Annotated in this window: 15 protein-coding genes; 10 read left to right on the forward strand and 5 right to left on the reverse strand. The window is 58.2% G+C overall.

The window, feature by feature from the left end; genetic code table 11:
* The first annotated feature begins 9 nt into the window (after window positions 1–9).
* Both H598_RS0109615 and H598_RS0109620 read left to right on the forward strand, forming a co-directional pair.
* Entirely contained in the window at window positions 10–1,260 is a 1,251-nt protein-coding gene (locus tag H598_RS0109615) for an ammonium transporter (RefSeq protein ID WP_028112839.1), read from the forward strand.
* Between the two features lie 266 nt (window positions 1,261–1,526).
* Window positions 1,527–2,471 (forward strand): Dyp-type peroxidase, encoded by a 945-nt coding sequence (locus H598_RS0109620; RefSeq protein ID WP_035415770.1) that lies wholly within the window; start codon window positions 1,527–1,529, stop codon window positions 2,469–2,471.
* A 65-nt stretch (window positions 2,472–2,536) separates the two neighbouring features.
* Here the strand turns inward: H598_RS0109620 and argR are convergent, their stop codons facing one another.
* Complete coding sequence (gene argR / locus H598_RS0109625) at window positions 2,537–3,007, reverse strand: transcriptional regulator ArgR (RefSeq protein ID WP_028112841.1); 471 nt, start codon at window positions 3,005–3,007, stop codon at window positions 2,537–2,539.
* A 209-nt stretch (window positions 3,008–3,216) separates the two neighbouring features.
* On the opposite strand from argR, the gene mdh reads away from it, so the two are divergent.
* Window positions 3,217–4,155, forward strand: coding sequence for a malate dehydrogenase (gene mdh / locus H598_RS0109630; protein WP_028112842.1), 939 nt, complete (start codon window positions 3,217–3,219; stop codon window positions 4,153–4,155).
* A 64-nt stretch (window positions 4,156–4,219) separates the two neighbouring features.
* Here mdh and ispB read toward each other — a convergent pair whose 3' ends face one another.
* Entirely contained in the window at window positions 4,220–5,188 is a 969-nt protein-coding gene (ispB, locus tag H598_RS0109635) for an octaprenyl diphosphate synthase (protein ID WP_028112843.1), read from the reverse strand.
* Between the two features lie 274 nt (window positions 5,189–5,462).
* Here ispB and rplU point away from each other — a divergent pair, with 274 nt between their 5' ends.
* The 7 genes from rplU (at window position 5,463) to H598_RS0109670 (ending at window position 9,680) form a co-directional block, all read left to right on the forward strand.
* Window positions 5,463–5,774: a 50S ribosomal protein L21 gene (rplU, locus tag H598_RS0109640; RefSeq protein WP_028112844.1), complete on the forward strand. Its 312-nt coding sequence runs from the start codon at window positions 5,463–5,465 to the stop codon at window positions 5,772–5,774.
* A 16-nt stretch (window positions 5,775–5,790) separates the two neighbouring features.
* Window positions 5,791–6,048 carry a 50S ribosomal protein L27 gene (gene rpmA, locus H598_RS0109645; protein WP_028112845.1) on the forward strand — a complete coding sequence of 86 codons (258 nt, stop codon included), beginning with the start codon at window positions 5,791–5,793 and terminating at the stop codon, window positions 6,046–6,048.
* Window positions 6,049–6,196: 148 nt separating this feature from the next.
* Window positions 6,197–7,360, forward strand: coding sequence for an Obg family GTPase CgtA (gene cgtA / locus H598_RS0109650; RefSeq protein WP_028112846.1), 1,164 nt, complete (start codon window positions 6,197–6,199; stop codon window positions 7,358–7,360).
* Between the two features lie 135 nt (window positions 7,361–7,495).
* Complete coding sequence (locus H598_RS0109655) at window positions 7,496–8,203, forward strand: threonine/serine exporter family protein (RefSeq protein ID WP_051252633.1); 708 nt, start codon at window positions 7,496–7,498, stop codon at window positions 8,201–8,203.
* On the forward strand, window positions 8,200–8,661 hold the full coding sequence (locus H598_RS0109660; protein ID WP_028112848.1) for a threonine/serine exporter family protein: 462 nt from the start codon (window positions 8,200–8,202) through the stop codon (window positions 8,659–8,661). The genes H598_RS0109655 and H598_RS0109660 overlap by 4 nt, the downstream gene beginning before the upstream one ends.
* A 9-nt stretch (window positions 8,662–8,670) precedes the next feature.
* Window positions 8,671–9,168, forward strand: a complete 498-nt coding sequence (folA, locus tag H598_RS0109665; protein WP_028112849.1) for a type 3 dihydrofolate reductase — start codon at window positions 8,671–8,673, stop codon at window positions 9,166–9,168.
* A 122-nt stretch (window positions 9,169–9,290) separates the two neighbouring features.
* Window positions 9,291–9,680, forward strand: coding sequence for a DUF3718 domain-containing protein (locus H598_RS0109670; RefSeq protein WP_028112850.1), 390 nt, complete (start codon window positions 9,291–9,293; stop codon window positions 9,678–9,680).
* A gap of 108 nt (window positions 9,681–9,788) precedes the next feature.
* Here H598_RS0109670 and H598_RS0109675 read toward each other — a convergent pair whose 3' ends face one another.
* The 3 genes from H598_RS0109675 to apaG form a co-directional block, all read right to left on the reverse strand.
* Window positions 9,789–11,813: a methyl-accepting chemotaxis protein gene (locus H598_RS0109675; protein ID WP_028112851.1), complete on the reverse strand. Its 2,025-nt coding sequence runs from the start codon at window positions 11,811–11,813 to the stop codon at window positions 9,789–9,791.
* Between the two features lie 143 nt (window positions 11,814–11,956).
* Window positions 11,957–12,778: a symmetrical bis(5'-nucleosyl)-tetraphosphatase gene (locus H598_RS0109680; RefSeq protein WP_028112852.1), complete on the reverse strand. Its 822-nt coding sequence runs from the start codon at window positions 12,776–12,778 to the stop codon at window positions 11,957–11,959.
* Window positions 12,779–12,780: 2 nt separating this feature from the next.
* Entirely contained in the window at window positions 12,781–13,161 is a 381-nt protein-coding gene (gene apaG, locus H598_RS0109685; protein ID WP_028112853.1) for a Co2+/Mg2+ efflux protein ApaG, read from the reverse strand.
* Window positions 13,162–13,164: the final 3 nt, after the last annotated feature.

The following is a 13,164-nucleotide window of genomic DNA, read 5'->3' on the forward strand; positions in this document are numbered from 1 at the left end:
GGGGAAACCATGGAAGAGTTATCAAAACTGGGTACCACGGTAACCGAATTACGATTTGCACTGGATACGTTTTACTTCCTGATGTCCGGCGCCCTGGTGATGTGGATGGCGGCGGGGTTCGCCATGTTGGAAGCGGGCCTGGTCCGCTCCAAGAACACCACCGAAATTCTGACTAAGAACATCTGTCTGTATGCCATTGCCTGCGTTATGTATCTGCTGGTGGGGTACAACATCATGTACGTCGATAACGCCGAAGCGGGCTGGTTGCCGAGTCTGGGCAGCCTGATTGGCACTCAGGCCGAGGGGGCGGATCATGCCCTGGAGTCGGACTTCTTCTTCCAGGTGGTGTTTGTGGCCACCGCCATGTCCATCGTGTCCGGGGCCGTGGCAGAGCGTATGAAATTGTGGGCATTCCTGGTGTTTGCTGTTGTCCTTACCGGTTTTATCTATCCAGTTGAGGGATATTGGACCTGGGGGGGTGGCTTTGTTTCTGAATTGGGCTTCGTGGATTTCGCCGGTTCCGGCATTGTTCACATGGCCGGTGCGGCAGCGGCAATCGCAGGAGTGCTCCTCTTAGGCGCCCGTAAGGGCAAATACGGTGCCGATGGCAGCGTGCACCCCATCCCCGGTTCCAACATGCCGATGGCAACCCTGGGAACCTTCATTCTGTGGTTGGGGTGGTTTGGCTTCAACGGTGGCTCCCAGCTGCTGGTGTCCGATGCGGAAAATGCCTCGGCGGTAGCCAAGATCTTCGTCAACACCAACTCGGCAGCGGCCTTTGGCGCGGTAGCGGCATTGATTGTGTGTAAGCTGATGTGGGGCAAGGCGGATTTGACCATGATTCTCAACGGTGCCCTGGCCGGGCTGGTGGCCATCACCGCCGACCCGCTGTCGCCGTCGCTGATGCTGGCAGGGGTCATTGGCTTGTCGGCCGGTGGTCTGGTGGTGTTCTCCATCGTCGCCATGGACAAAGTCAAGCTGGATGACCCGGTGGGCGCCATCTCGGTACACGGTGTCTGCGGCCTGTTTGGCCTGATGGCGGTGCCGCTGTCCAACGCCGATGCCGGTTTTGGCACTCAGGCCCTGGGGGCATTGATCATCTTTGCCTGGGTGTTCGGCGCCAGCCTGCTGGTGTGGCTGGCTCTGAAGCTGACCATGGGCATTCGAGTCACCGAAGAGGAGGAATATCGGGGCATGGACATCGCCGACTGTGGCATCGATGCCTATCCGGAGTTCGTGACGGTCAAAGGCAGCAACTAAGCCCGAACCCTGTCGATACCCTGACAACGCCTTCTTCGGAAGGCGTTTTTGTGTTTCGGCCGCCAGTGGCGGCGGCGGGGACGGAAAAAGGGACGGTTTTTCATTTTGTTCACCCCAGTTCATGCGTTGGAGCAAAGTCAGGGCGCGATCCATCAGGCACACTGGGTGGATGCCGGCGGGATAAAGTACTGGCTTCCTAACAGGATGACGATTATATCTTTATGTTGTTCGGTATTATTTTGTATTCTAGGTAATCAGGAGCAACGATGACCACAAACACAGGGAGCGATATGCCTCGCGAACAGGGAGGGGTGTGTGCAGAGGGCAACCTTCATGGGTTGTATCTGCTGTTTAATGCGGAAGATCAGGCCGAGCCGACCCTGCGTAAGGTGTTGGCCGAGATTGCTGTGTGGCTGCAGGCCTCGGTGGATCAAAATGCCGATTCCGCCTTTAATGGATTTGTGGCCATTGGGGCCAACTATTGGGATACCCTCTACCCCGAGGCGCGTCCACAGCAGCTGCGGCCGTTTCCCTCTTTCGAGCAAGACGACCGCAAAGCCCCGGTGCAACCGGTAGACATCTTCGTTCATATCCGTTCCGATCGTCTCGATATCAACCACATCGCCGCCATGGAGGTGTGTCACCGTCTCAAGGGACTGGTGCAGTTGGTGGAGGAGGTGCGCAGTTTCCGCTACCTGGATAACCGCGACCTGACTGGCTTCGTCGATGGCACCGAGAACCCTCAGGGTAGCCATCGCCGCACTGTGGCGTTGGTGGGCGACGAAGACGCCGGTTTTGTCGGCGGCAGCTACATCCATACCCAGAGGTATCAGCACCAGATGGCGCGCTGGAACAGCATCAGCCAGAAACAGCAGGAAGACACCATTGGCCGTACCAAGGTGGAGAATGAGGAATACGCCAGTCAGGATAAGCCGCTGACCTGTCACATCAAGCGTACTAACCTCAAAGACGCCGATGGCAACTCCATGGAGATTCTGCGCCAGAGCATGCCTTACGGCGACATGATGGAGCAGGGGCTGTTCTTCATCAGCTGCTGCCGCACGCCGGCTCACTTCGAAGCTCAGCTGAAGTCGATGATCCACGGCGATGGCCACGGCCATTACGATCACCTGCTTAACTTTACCCAGGCGGTCACCGGATCGGCGTTTTTCGCACCGTCGCTGGACTTTATGGAGCAGGCGGCTGGCTAAGCTTCCGCACTAACAGCAAAAGGCCCGCATTGAGCGGGCCTTTTTTAATTCTTGGGTTGTTTGGCTTAGCCCTTGTAGTTGAACAGGTCTTTGACCGTTTCCAGGGCGTGGTTGATGTTGTCGGCATTGGTGGGGGCGATAAAGATGGTGTCGTCGCCGGCGATGGTGCCAAGAATGCCTTCCGGCTTGCCGATGGAGTCCAGCAGGCGAGCAATCAGTTGCGCGGCACCGGGGCTGGCCTTCACCACGATCATGGCACCGTTGTGATCCACGTCCAGCACCAGGTTCTTCAGCGGGCTGGTGGCGGTGGGCACGCCCAGCTCGGCCGGCAGGCAGTACACCATCTCCTGTTTGGCATTGCGGGTGCGTACCGCTCCAAACTTGCTCAACATCCGAGAGACTTTGGACTGATTGATGGTGCTGAAACCGGCGGCTTGCAGCGCGGTCACAATTTCGCCCTGGGAGCCAAATCGTTCCTCTTTCAGCAGAGATTTAAACACGCGGATGAGCTCATCCTGGTTTCGGGTAGACTTCATGTGTCAGCTCGTTGTTTCTTGGTTGTTATTCACATTTTGCCTAACTGCCTGAAGATAGGCAACCGGCGGCGGATGTTTGACCTCACCACGTCGGCGGGACCGGGTCAATAAGAGATTGGTAAAATTGCCTTTAAACGCCTGTTTGGGTATGGTGGGCGCAGAAATAGAAACGCGATCCATGTCACATCAAAGGATAGATGGAGAACACCATGAAAGTAGCAGTACTCGGTGCGGCCGGGGGAATCGGACAGGCCCTGGCATTATTGTTGAAATTGAACCTGCCAAAGGGCACAGACCTGGCCCTGTACGACATCGCTCCCGTCACTCCAGGGGTTGCCGTTGATATCAGCCACATCCCTACCGCCGTCAATGCTCAGGGCTTTGCCGGAGAAGACCCGACCCCGGCCCTGCAAGGCGCCGATGTGGTGCTGATCTCCGCCGGTGTTGCCCGTAAGCCCGGCATGGATCGTTCCGATCTGTTTAACATCAACGCCGGCATCATTCGCAACCTGGTGGGCAAGTGTGCCGAGGTTTGTCCCGGTGCCTGCATCGGGGTGATCACCAACCCGGTGAACACCACTGTGGCCATCGCCGCCGAAGTGCTGAAAAACGCCGGTGTGTATGACAAGCGCCGCCTGTTCGGGGTCACCACTCTGGACGTGATTCGCTCCGAAACTTTCATTGCCGAGGCCAAAGGGCTGCAGCCGGATGAGGTCAAGATCAACGTCATTGGCGGCCACAGTGGCGTCACCATTTTGCCACTGCTGTCCCAGGTTGAGGGCGTCAGCTTCAGTGACGATGAAATCGCCAGCCTGACCGACCGCATTCAGAATGCCGGCACCGAGGTGGTGGAAGCCAAGGCCGGTGGCGGCAGCGCCACCCTGTCCATGGCCCAGGCAGCCTGTCGTTTCGGTACCGCCCTGGTGCGTGCCTTGCAGGGTGAGCAAGGGGTGGTCGAGTGTGCCTATGTCGAAGGCAATGGCGAGCACAGCCGCTTCTTCGCTCAACCGGTGCTGCTGGGCAGTAACGGCGTTGAAGAGGTGCAGGCTTACGGTGAGCTGAGTGCGTTTGAGCAGCAGGCCGTGGCCGAGATGATGGATACCCTGATTGGGGACATCAGCAAGGGCGAGGCCTTTGTGAACGGCTAAAGCCGGCGTTGAATCCGCAATAAAAAAGGCCTCCCATCGGAGGCCTTTTTTGATTGACGATCTCTTAGCTGCGGCGGTCCACGGCGATGCGGGCCAGGGATTCCAGTGCGGTTTTGGCCGGGCTGTCCTTGAGGGCCGCCAGGGCGGCAATGGCCTTGTCGGCTTCCTCGTTGGCGCGCTGCATGGTGTACTCCAGGGCACCACAGTGGTGCAGGGCCTTGAGAATCGGATCGATCTCTTCGGTGCCGCCGTTCTCGATGGCGGCGCGGATCATCTGCTTCTCGGTGTCGTTGCCCTTCTCCATGGTGTAGATCAGCGGCAGCGTCGGTTTGCCTTCGGCCAGATCGTCACCGATGTTCTTACCCAGCTCGTCGGCTTCGGCGGTGTAATCCAGCACGTCGTCCACCAACTGGAAGGCGGTGCCCAGATAGCGGCCATAATCGGCCAGGGCGTCGCAGATGGCCGGATCCTGCTCCGCCACCACGGCGGCAAGGCCGGTGGCGGCCTCAAACAGCTTGGCGGTTTTGCAGTAGATCACCTGCATGTAATTTTCTTCGGTGGTGTCGGGATCGTTGCAGTTCATCAACTGCATCACTTCCCCTTCTGCCAGTACGTTGGTGGCCTCGGCCAGCCCTTCCAGCACCTTCTGGCTCTTCATCTCGGTCATCATCTGGAATGAACGGGTGTAGAGGAAGTCACCTACCAGCACACTGGCCTGGTTGCCGAACAGGGCGTTGGCGGTTTCACGGCCGCGGCGCATGGTGGACTCGTCCACCACGTCATCGTGCAGCAGCGTCGAAGTGTGGATAAATTCGATGATGGCCGCCAGGCGAATGTGGTTGTCGCCTTGGTAATCTACCGATTGGGCTGCCAGCAGGGTCAACAGTGGCCGCATGCGTTTGCCGCCCCCGTTGATGATGTAGAAGGACAACTGGTTAATCAGTACTACGTCAGAGTGCAACTGGTCGTAGATCATCTGGTTGACCAACTTCATGTCGTTGTCGGCCAATTGGCGGATGGCGTTCAGGTCCATAATTTATCCGGCTTTGGGCTGCCAAAATCGGCAGCTGTAAGTATAATGTGCTCAGTATGGAAGCGAATTCTACCCAAATTCCGCAATCATAACAGCAGCATTTAGCGATTCATTGCGGTGATCCTCAAAATGGTCGGATCCTTTTGCGATCTTTTTCATCGTAGTGCTTGCCTGTTTTGTGTCCTTGGCGTAGAATGCCCGCCCATTGTCAACAAGTTTTAAGCCACACCCTGACCCCATAAGGCGCGGTCGGCGTGTGAAGCGGAGTTTTACTATGTACGCGGTTTTCCAAAGTGGTGGTAAGCAACACCGTGTTAGCGAAGGCCAGACTCTTCGTCTGGAGAAGCTAGACGTTGAAACCGGCAGCACCATTGAATTTGATAAAGTTCTTCTGGTTGCTAACGGTGAAGACGTAAAGGTTGGTGTTCCTTATGTTGATGGCAGCAAGATTGTTGCTGAAGTTGTGACTCACGGTCGTGGCGATAAAGTTAAGATCGTTAAGTTCCGTCGTCGTAAGCATCATCGTAAGCAGATGGGCCACCGTCAGTGGTTCACTGAAGTTAAGATCACTGGCATCAACGCTTAATCGGAGTTACTGAGAAATGGCACACAAAAAAGCTGGCGGTTCTACTCGTAACGGCCGCGATTCAGAAAGCAAACGCCTTGGTGTAAAGCGTTTCGGTGGTGAGTCTGTACTGGCTGGTAACATCATCGTTCGTCAACGTGGTACTAAATTCCACGCGGGTACCAACGTAGGCATCGGTAAAGATCACACTCTGTTTGCAACTGCAGACGGTAAAGTGAAATTCGAAGTGAAAGGCAAGCAGAACCGCAAGTTCGTAAGCATCGAAGCCGAGTAAGTCGAAAACCGACCGAATACGAAGCCCCGCCAATGGCGGGGCTTTTTGCGTAATACAGATACCTTCTGAGCCACCGCAGGGCTGTTGCCTTCGCGGGCTGGGCGATCCCAAGGTATACTAGAAACAGATTTTCTAACGGGTTAAAGCGATGAAATTTGTAGATGAGGTGCTGATCCGGGTTGAAGCCGGAGACGGCGGTAGCGGCATTGTGAGTTTTCGCCGTGAAAAGTACATCCCTAAAGGCGGCCCTGATGGTGGTGACGGTGGCGATGGCGGTGACGTCTTTCTGATCGCCGATGAGAACCTGAACACCCTCATCGACTATCGCTTTGAACGTTGTCACCGGGCGCTGCGCGGCACCAACGGCAAGAGTGCCGATTGCACCGGCAAGCGCGGTGAAGACAAGATTCTGCCTGTGCCTGTGGGCACTCGGGCGCTGGATTCAGAAACCGGCGAACTGGTGGGGGATCTGACCACCCACGGCCAGAAACTGCTGGTGGCCAAAGGCGGTTATCACGGCCTGGGGAACACGCGCTTCAAGAGCTCGGTTAACCGCACGCCGCGGCAGAAGACCCTGGGCACCCCGGGTGAGCACCGTGAACTGAAGCTGGAGCTGTTGCTGCTGGCGGACGTGGGCATGCTGGGGCTGCCAAACGCCGGTAAGTCCACCTTCATTCGGGCGGTGTCTGCCGCCAAGCCGAAAGTGGCCGACTACCCCTTCACCACCTTGATCCCGAACCTGGGTGTGGTGCGGGCCAACATGTCCGAAAGTTTCGTGATTGCCGACATTCCCGGTCTGATCGAAGGCGCCTCCGATGGCGCCGGCCTTGGGGTGCGCTTCCTTAAGCACCTGGAACGCTGCCGGGTGCTGGTGCACCTGATCGACGTTGCCCCTATTGATGAAAGCGATCCTGTGGAGGGCGCCAAGGCGATCATCAACGAGCTGCAAAGCTACTCACCGAAACTGGCGGATAAGCCGCGGGTGCTGGTGCTGAACAAGCTTGACCTGGTGTTGGAAGAGGAGCGTGACGCCCTGGTGGCCAGCATCGTTGACGGCCTCGGCTGGGAAGGCGAGGTACGCACCATCAGTGCCATCTCCCGCACCGGCACCGATTCTCTGGTAAAAGAGTTGATGGAGATCATTAACGCGTTGCCGAAAGAGGAAGAGAATCAGGTGGACGACGCCGAAGTGGAATTCAAGTGGGAACAACACCACAAGGATCAGATGCAGCAGCCGGTCGTGGAAGACGACGACTGGGACGATGACTGGGACGACGACGATTACGATGTCGAAGTGGTATACCAGCGCTGATCGTTGATGATTCACAATTAAGGGGCCCCGTTGCCCCTTTTTGCTGCCTGTAACAGACGTTTTTGGGGAGAAACGAGTTTGGAGATAGCACAGCAAAATGAGGTCACCCGCCTGGCGGTGCGGGCGGCTCAGTTAATGCTGGCCTGGGGGGCGGAGAGTGAGCTGGTGGAAGACATCGGCCAGCGACTGGGGATTGCCCTGGGGGCGGAGAGCGTGGAGCTGTCCATCTCCTCCAATTCGCTGGTGATGACCACCCTGTTTCGTCAGCGTTGTGTCACCACCACCCGGCGGCTGCGGGATCATGGCCTCAACATGGCCATGGTGTGCGAGGTGCAGCGCATCTGCGTCATGGCCGAGAAGGGACTGCTGGACATCGAGCAGGTGGGCAGCAAGCTGCGTAACCTGACTCCCTGGAGCTGGAACCCCTGGTTGGTGGTGGCCATCATCGGCCCCTCCTGCGGCAGTTTTGCCCATCTGTTTGGTGCCGACGATACCGCGGTGCTGTTGACCGTGCTGGCCTCTTGCATCGGCATGGTGGTGCGCCAGCAACTGGCCAAACGCCATTTCAACCTGTTGATCAACTGGGCGTCGACCGCCTTTGTTACCACCCTGGTGGCCAGGCTGGCGGCCATGGTGTGGCCAACCCCGGACGCCGAAGTGGCGATGGCGGCGGCGGTGTTGATGCTGGTGCCCGGCTTTCCGCTGCTCAATGCCATCAGTGACATGGTCAAGGGCCATTACAACGTCGGCCTGGCGCGCTGGGGCCAGGCGACGTTGATGACCGCCTCGGCGGCCATCGGCATTACCCTGGCGATGCAACTCACCGGGATGGGCTGGCTATGAATCTGATCCAGTTACTGATTAACGGTGCCTACGCCGCCGTTCCCGCCGTAGGCTTTGCCATGGTGTTTAATGTCCCCGGTCGTTTCCTGTGGCGCTGCGCCCTGGCCGGTGCGGTCGGCCATATGTTGCGGGCGGTGTGCATGCACTGGGGGGCGCCCATTGAGTGGGCCACGTTTGCGGCGGCCGTTGCGGTCGGCGGCCTGTCTACCTTATGGTCGCGACAGACATTGGCGCCGATGCAGCTGTTCGGCGTGGCGGCGATCATTCCGATGATTCCCGGCACCTTTGCCTTTAACACCGTCATCGGCCTGGTGGAGATGAGTGCCATCGGCGTGACCGATGCGACTCTGATGCCGGTGGTGTACAACGCCTTGAAAACCATCTTTATACTGGGGGCGCTGAGCGTTGGCCTGGCGATGCCGAGCCTGTTGCTGTTTCGCACCAAATCAATCATTTAGGGACTCATGATGCGTATCTCAATGATCGCCTGTATGGCGGCCGATCGGGTGATCGGCAAGGACAACCAGATGCCCTGGCACCTGCCGGCGGATCTGAAGCATTTCAAAGCGGTGACCATGGGTAAGCCGGTAGTGATGGGACGGCGCACCTATGAGTCCATTGGCCGGCCATTGCCCGGCCGCCACAACGTGGTGATCAGTCGTCGCCCGGACTATCGACCCGAGGGCGTCAGCGTGGTGACCAGCATCGAGGCGGCGCTGGCCCTGCTTGAGTCTGAGGAGGAGCTGATGATCATCGGCGGCGGCCAGCTGTATTCGAGCCTGATGGCGCGGGCGGATCGCTTGTACCTGACTCTGGCGCAGATGCAGGTAGAGGGCGACACTCGTTTTCCCGATTATAATTCAGAGGCCTGGCGGGAGGTTGAGCGACAGATCCACCCCGCCGATGAGCGCAATTGCTGTGATCTGCATTTCGTTACCTTAGAGCGAATTGTGAGCGACGTTTAATCCATCGATTTTTGTTATGACATCTCCCTTGTTCAATTTGAATCGTTCAGGTCTTACGGTATCCTGTCGCTGTTAGCTAAAGGTAACCGGATATAACGATAAGTAACAAGGAGTGGCAAAAAATGAAAACAAGATTGAGTCTGGTGGCAACAGGTGCCCTGGCGTTGAGCCTGGCATGGGTAGCCCCGGTTCAAGCTAACGACCAGCTGATTGCCAATATTTGTCAGTACGTTCAAGCCGACAATAAAAGCCGTTTGCGCAAGAAACTGAAAGAGTCCCGCATCAAGGTGCGCACCATCTACGACGGCATTAAGTGCAATGGCGAAAGCATGATTCGCAGTGCCATGACCAACAATGCCGATGGCGTAGGGGTGTTTCTGGTGAAGAAACTGTCGGCGGCCCAATTGAAGGCCAAAGAGCAGGATGGCCAGAGCGTGTTGGAGTGGGCCAGTGCCCACGGCCATGGTGACAGCACCATCGTCAGCGCCATCAACGATCGCATCGGCGGCTGATCCTTTCCCTCTGTACTTTGAAAGGGCGACTTCGGTCGCTCTTTTTTGATCCGGAACCGCGAACAAAAAAGGCGGCCAGTGGCCGCCTGATTGTGTGTTGAGCGTGGATCAGGACACCTTGAACTCCCGTACCTGCTGCTGCAACTCTTCCGCCAACTGGGCCACCTGCTGGCTTGAGGAGGCGGTTTGTACCGCCCCGGACGAGGTCTGTTCGGAGATGGTGGCGATCTGTTCCAGTTTCTCGGAGATGGTTTGCGACACCGTGTTCTGCTCACTGGCCGCCTGGGAGATCTGATTGCCGGCGTTGACCACTCGACCCATGGAGTCGCTGATGGCTTCCAGGGCGGCGTTGGCCTCTTCGGTGGTGGTCACACTGCGCTGAGCCTGCTCCTGGCTCTGTTGCATCACTCGCTCCGCTTCCTTGGCGCCAGCCTGAACCACCTCGATCATCTGTTGAATCTCGGTGGTGGACTCCTGAGTCCGTGAAGCCAGCGAGCGCACCTCGTCGGCCACCACGGCAAAGCCACGGCCCTGTTCGCCGGCCCGGGCTGCCTCGATGGCGGCATTCAATGCCAGCAGGTTAGTCTGCTCGGCGATGCCGCGAATCACGTCCAGGATGCTGCCGATGGCGGCGGTGTCGCTGTTGAGTTTGTTGATGACGCCGGCGGCCTGCTCTACCTCATTGGCCAGGGTCTGAATCAGCTGGCCGTTGGTTTCCGACAGTGTCCGGGCCTGACGGGTTTCGTCGTCGGCTTGCTGGGTTTCACCCAGGGCGTCGTTGGCGTTGGTGGCCACCTGATTGGCGGAGCTGGACAGTTCATTGGTGGCACTGGCCACCTGATCGATCTGACTGGATTGCTCCTGAATGCCCGAGGTGGTCTGGGCGGTTACTGCGGAGGTTTCCTCGGCGGCGGCGGCCAGTTGGTCGGCCCGCTCCAGAATCGAGCGAATCAGTTCTCTGAGGCTGTCGGACAGGGCATTGATGTTGCGGGCCAGGCGGCCAAACTCATCCTGGCTGTCGATCTCGATCCGCTTGGTCAGGTCGCCACCGGCCAATACCGCCAACGCCTCGTTGACGTGGGCCAGAGGCCGGGTGATGGAGCGGACGGTAACCACGCTGATGAAGGTGGCGACCACGATGGACAGCAGCATCACCGCCAGGGTCTCGGTGCGGGTAGATTGCAGCGAATCGATGGCCAAGTCACCGGTTTCGGTGTTGATGGTCGCCAGCCGCTGTTGCAGGTCCTGGCTGATGGCCATCAGTGCCTGATAGTGACGCTGGCTGCTGGCCAGTTGGGCATCGATGGACTGAATCAGGCGCAGGTTTTCCGCCTGCAGCTGGATCAGGCTTTGTTCGGAGGTGAGCTGGTCGGTCATCAGCGTCAGGTAGTCGGTCAGTTCGGTCACCAGTTCCTGCTGACCGACCTCGGCGGCGTCTTTCTTGAGGGATTCGATGCGGTAGTCGACACTGCGCAGCAGGAATTCGGTTTCTTGCCTCAGGGTGTCGAGATCGGCACTGGTGCTGATCTTGTCCATCTCCAGGGCGATGGACACCATGCTGGCCACGGCGGTATCCAGGTTGTTGGCTTCGCCGGCCATCTGCTGTTCGATGCGATTGTCAGAGGCTTCCAGATCCATGATGTCCAGCAGAATCGAGCTGGCATCATCGCCGGCGGTTTCCATCTCTTCCACCAGTTCGGCCAGGTTGGCCCGTTGGGTGACCAGGCTGCGCTTGTCGGTCAGCATCTGCTGCCAGCTGCGCTGGAACTGCTGGTACTGCTGCTCACTGTCGCCGGTGTTGAGGGCGAAGCTTTGGCGACTGCTCAGCAGAGTCACCAGCTCCTGGTAACGGCGCTGAAACTCGGAGTCCAGGGTGTTGAGGCCAGATTCTGCCTGAGTCAGGCGGCTGGTGTCGGTGGTGTTGTAGGCCGACTGGATGTCGATGTACTGGTTATTGAGGTTCTGAGTAATTTCGTTGACCTTATCCTTGGCCGGTACCGAGAAGCTCTGGAACACACGGGTGTGTTCTTCGACGTTGTTGATGCTGGCCAGAGACAGGCCGCCCAGTATCAGCAACAGCAGGGTGACGAACGTGAAGCCGCCAATAACGCGCAGCGAGACCGTTAGTTTCATTGTTAGTATTGTCCTTAGCTTAATTTTCCCCCATTCGAAATCATGGTATCAAGCTGAAGGCGGGTTTGCAGTAAATAGTTACGGTTCTGAGGTCGGGAAAACCGAACCGATATTCGATTGACCTTTGACCAAATTTTGACGATTTAACCCCAGCTGCGATGGGCGTGTTCGATGTAACGGGTGTCGTTTTCCAGGCACCAGAATGTCAGCCAGTGGCCCCAACAGGCGCCGGTATCCAGGCTGATGGCGTTGGCATGGCGGGTGCGTCCCATCAGGGCGGCCCAGTGGCCGAACACGATGCGATAGCGATCCAGCAGCGGGTGGGGGTGGCTGAACCAGGGCAGCAGCTCGCCTTCACCGTCGGGGCCGCTGGCCTTGCTGTAGAAATCCAGTCGGCCATCGGGGTGGAGCAGCCGCATCCGGGTCAGGCAGTTGATGGTGTAGGTCAGGCGCTGATAGTCATCGCCGTTGGGATCCCAGTGGTCCGGCTTATCGCCGTACATCTGGGCGATGAAGTCCAGGTAGTTGTCCGACTGCAGGGTACGGCTGACCTCGGCGGACTGGTGCAGCACGGTGTCCAGATCCCACTGAGGCGGCACCCCGGCGTGGGTCATCAACAGTCGGTGCTCCGGCAGGTGGCAGTGCAGCGGTTGCTGGCGCAGCCATTGAATCAACTGGTCGCACTCGGCGGAGTCCAGCAACTCCTGTTGGCGATCCTTGGGTTTGGGTCGTTTGAGGCCGGCGTGGACCGCAAACAGGTGCAGATCGTGGTTGCCCAGCACGGTGCGACCGGCATCGCCGAGTTGGCGAAACAACTGCAGCACCTGCAGCGACCCCGGCCCGCGGGCCACCAGGTCACCGGTAGACCAGAGCACGTCGTGGTCCGGGTCAAAGCTGACCTTGTCCATTAGCCGACGCAACTCGTCGTAGCAACCCTGAATGTCACCGACAAAGTAGTTGGCCATGCTTAATGCAGACTCCGGGGTTTACGCAGTGGAAAGCGGTCGATGGGGCTCTGCAGCACTTCGCCGTTATCACTGAGCAGGGTGTAGAAGCCGGTCATGCTGCCTACCGGTGTCGCCAGGGCCACCGAACTGCTGTACTCAAAGCGCTCCCCCGGCGCCAGGGTCGGTGTCTGTCCCACCACCCCTTCGCCGCTGACCTTATTCAGACTGCCGTTGCCGTCGGTGATCTGCCAATGGCGGTGGGTCAGGGTCAGCGCCTGTTCGTGGCGATTTTCCAGGGTCACTGTGTATTGAAACAGGTAGTGCTGCTGGTCCGGATCGGATTGAGATTCAATGTACTGACACTGAACCTCAACCTTGAGGGGGGCGAGTCGGCTGGGCATCAG

The sequence above is a fragment of the Ferrimonas kyonanensis DSM 18153 genome (assembly GCF_000425405.1).
Taxonomy (GTDB): Bacteria; Pseudomonadota; Gammaproteobacteria; order Enterobacterales; family Shewanellaceae; genus Ferrimonas; species Ferrimonas kyonanensis.

Excerpts from the sequence above, each read along its gene's own strand:
- apaG (WP_028112853.1), bottom strand. The coding sequence starts at position 13,161 with ATGCCCAGCCGACTCGCCCCCCTCAAGGTTGAGGTTCAGTGTCAGTAC.
- H598_RS0109680 (WP_028112852.1), bottom strand. The coding sequence starts at position 12,778 with ATGGCCAACTACTTTGTCGGTGACATTCAGGGTTGCTACGACGAGTTG.
- rplU (WP_028112844.1), top strand. The coding sequence starts at position 5,463 with ATGTACGCGGTTTTCCAAAGTGGTGGTAAGCAACACCGTGTTAGCGAA.
- H598_RS0109655 (WP_051252633.1), top strand. The coding sequence starts at position 7,496 with ATGCTGGCCTGGGGGGCGGAGAGTGAGCTGGTGGAAGACATCGGCCAG.
- ispB (WP_028112843.1), bottom strand. The coding sequence starts at position 5,188 with ATGGACCTGAACGCCATCCGCCAATTGGCCGACAACGACATGAAGTTG.
- H598_RS0109620 (WP_035415770.1), top strand. The coding sequence starts at position 1,527 with ATGACCACAAACACAGGGAGCGATATGCCTCGCGAACAGGGAGGGGTG.
- folA (WP_028112849.1), top strand. The coding sequence starts at position 8,671 with ATGCGTATCTCAATGATCGCCTGTATGGCGGCCGATCGGGTGATCGGC.
- H598_RS0109670 (WP_028112850.1), top strand. The coding sequence starts at position 9,291 with ATGAAAACAAGATTGAGTCTGGTGGCAACAGGTGCCCTGGCGTTGAGC.
- mdh (WP_028112842.1), top strand. The coding sequence starts at position 3,217 with ATGAAAGTAGCAGTACTCGGTGCGGCCGGGGGAATCGGACAGGCCCTG.
- rpmA (WP_028112845.1), top strand. The coding sequence starts at position 5,791 with ATGGCACACAAAAAAGCTGGCGGTTCTACTCGTAACGGCCGCGATTCA.
- argR (WP_028112841.1), bottom strand. The coding sequence starts at position 3,007 with ATGAAGTCTACCCGAAACCAGGATGAGCTCATCCGCGTGTTTAAATCT.
- cgtA (WP_028112846.1), top strand. The coding sequence starts at position 6,197 with ATGAAATTTGTAGATGAGGTGCTGATCCGGGTTGAAGCCGGAGACGGC.
- H598_RS0109615 (WP_028112839.1), top strand. The coding sequence starts at position 10 with ATGGAAGAGTTATCAAAACTGGGTACCACGGTAACCGAATTACGATTT.
- H598_RS0109675 (WP_028112851.1), bottom strand. The coding sequence starts at position 11,813 with ATGAAACTAACGGTCTCGCTGCGCGTTATTGGCGGCTTCACGTTCGTC.
- H598_RS0109660 (WP_028112848.1), top strand. The coding sequence starts at position 8,200 with ATGAATCTGATCCAGTTACTGATTAACGGTGCCTACGCCGCCGTTCCC.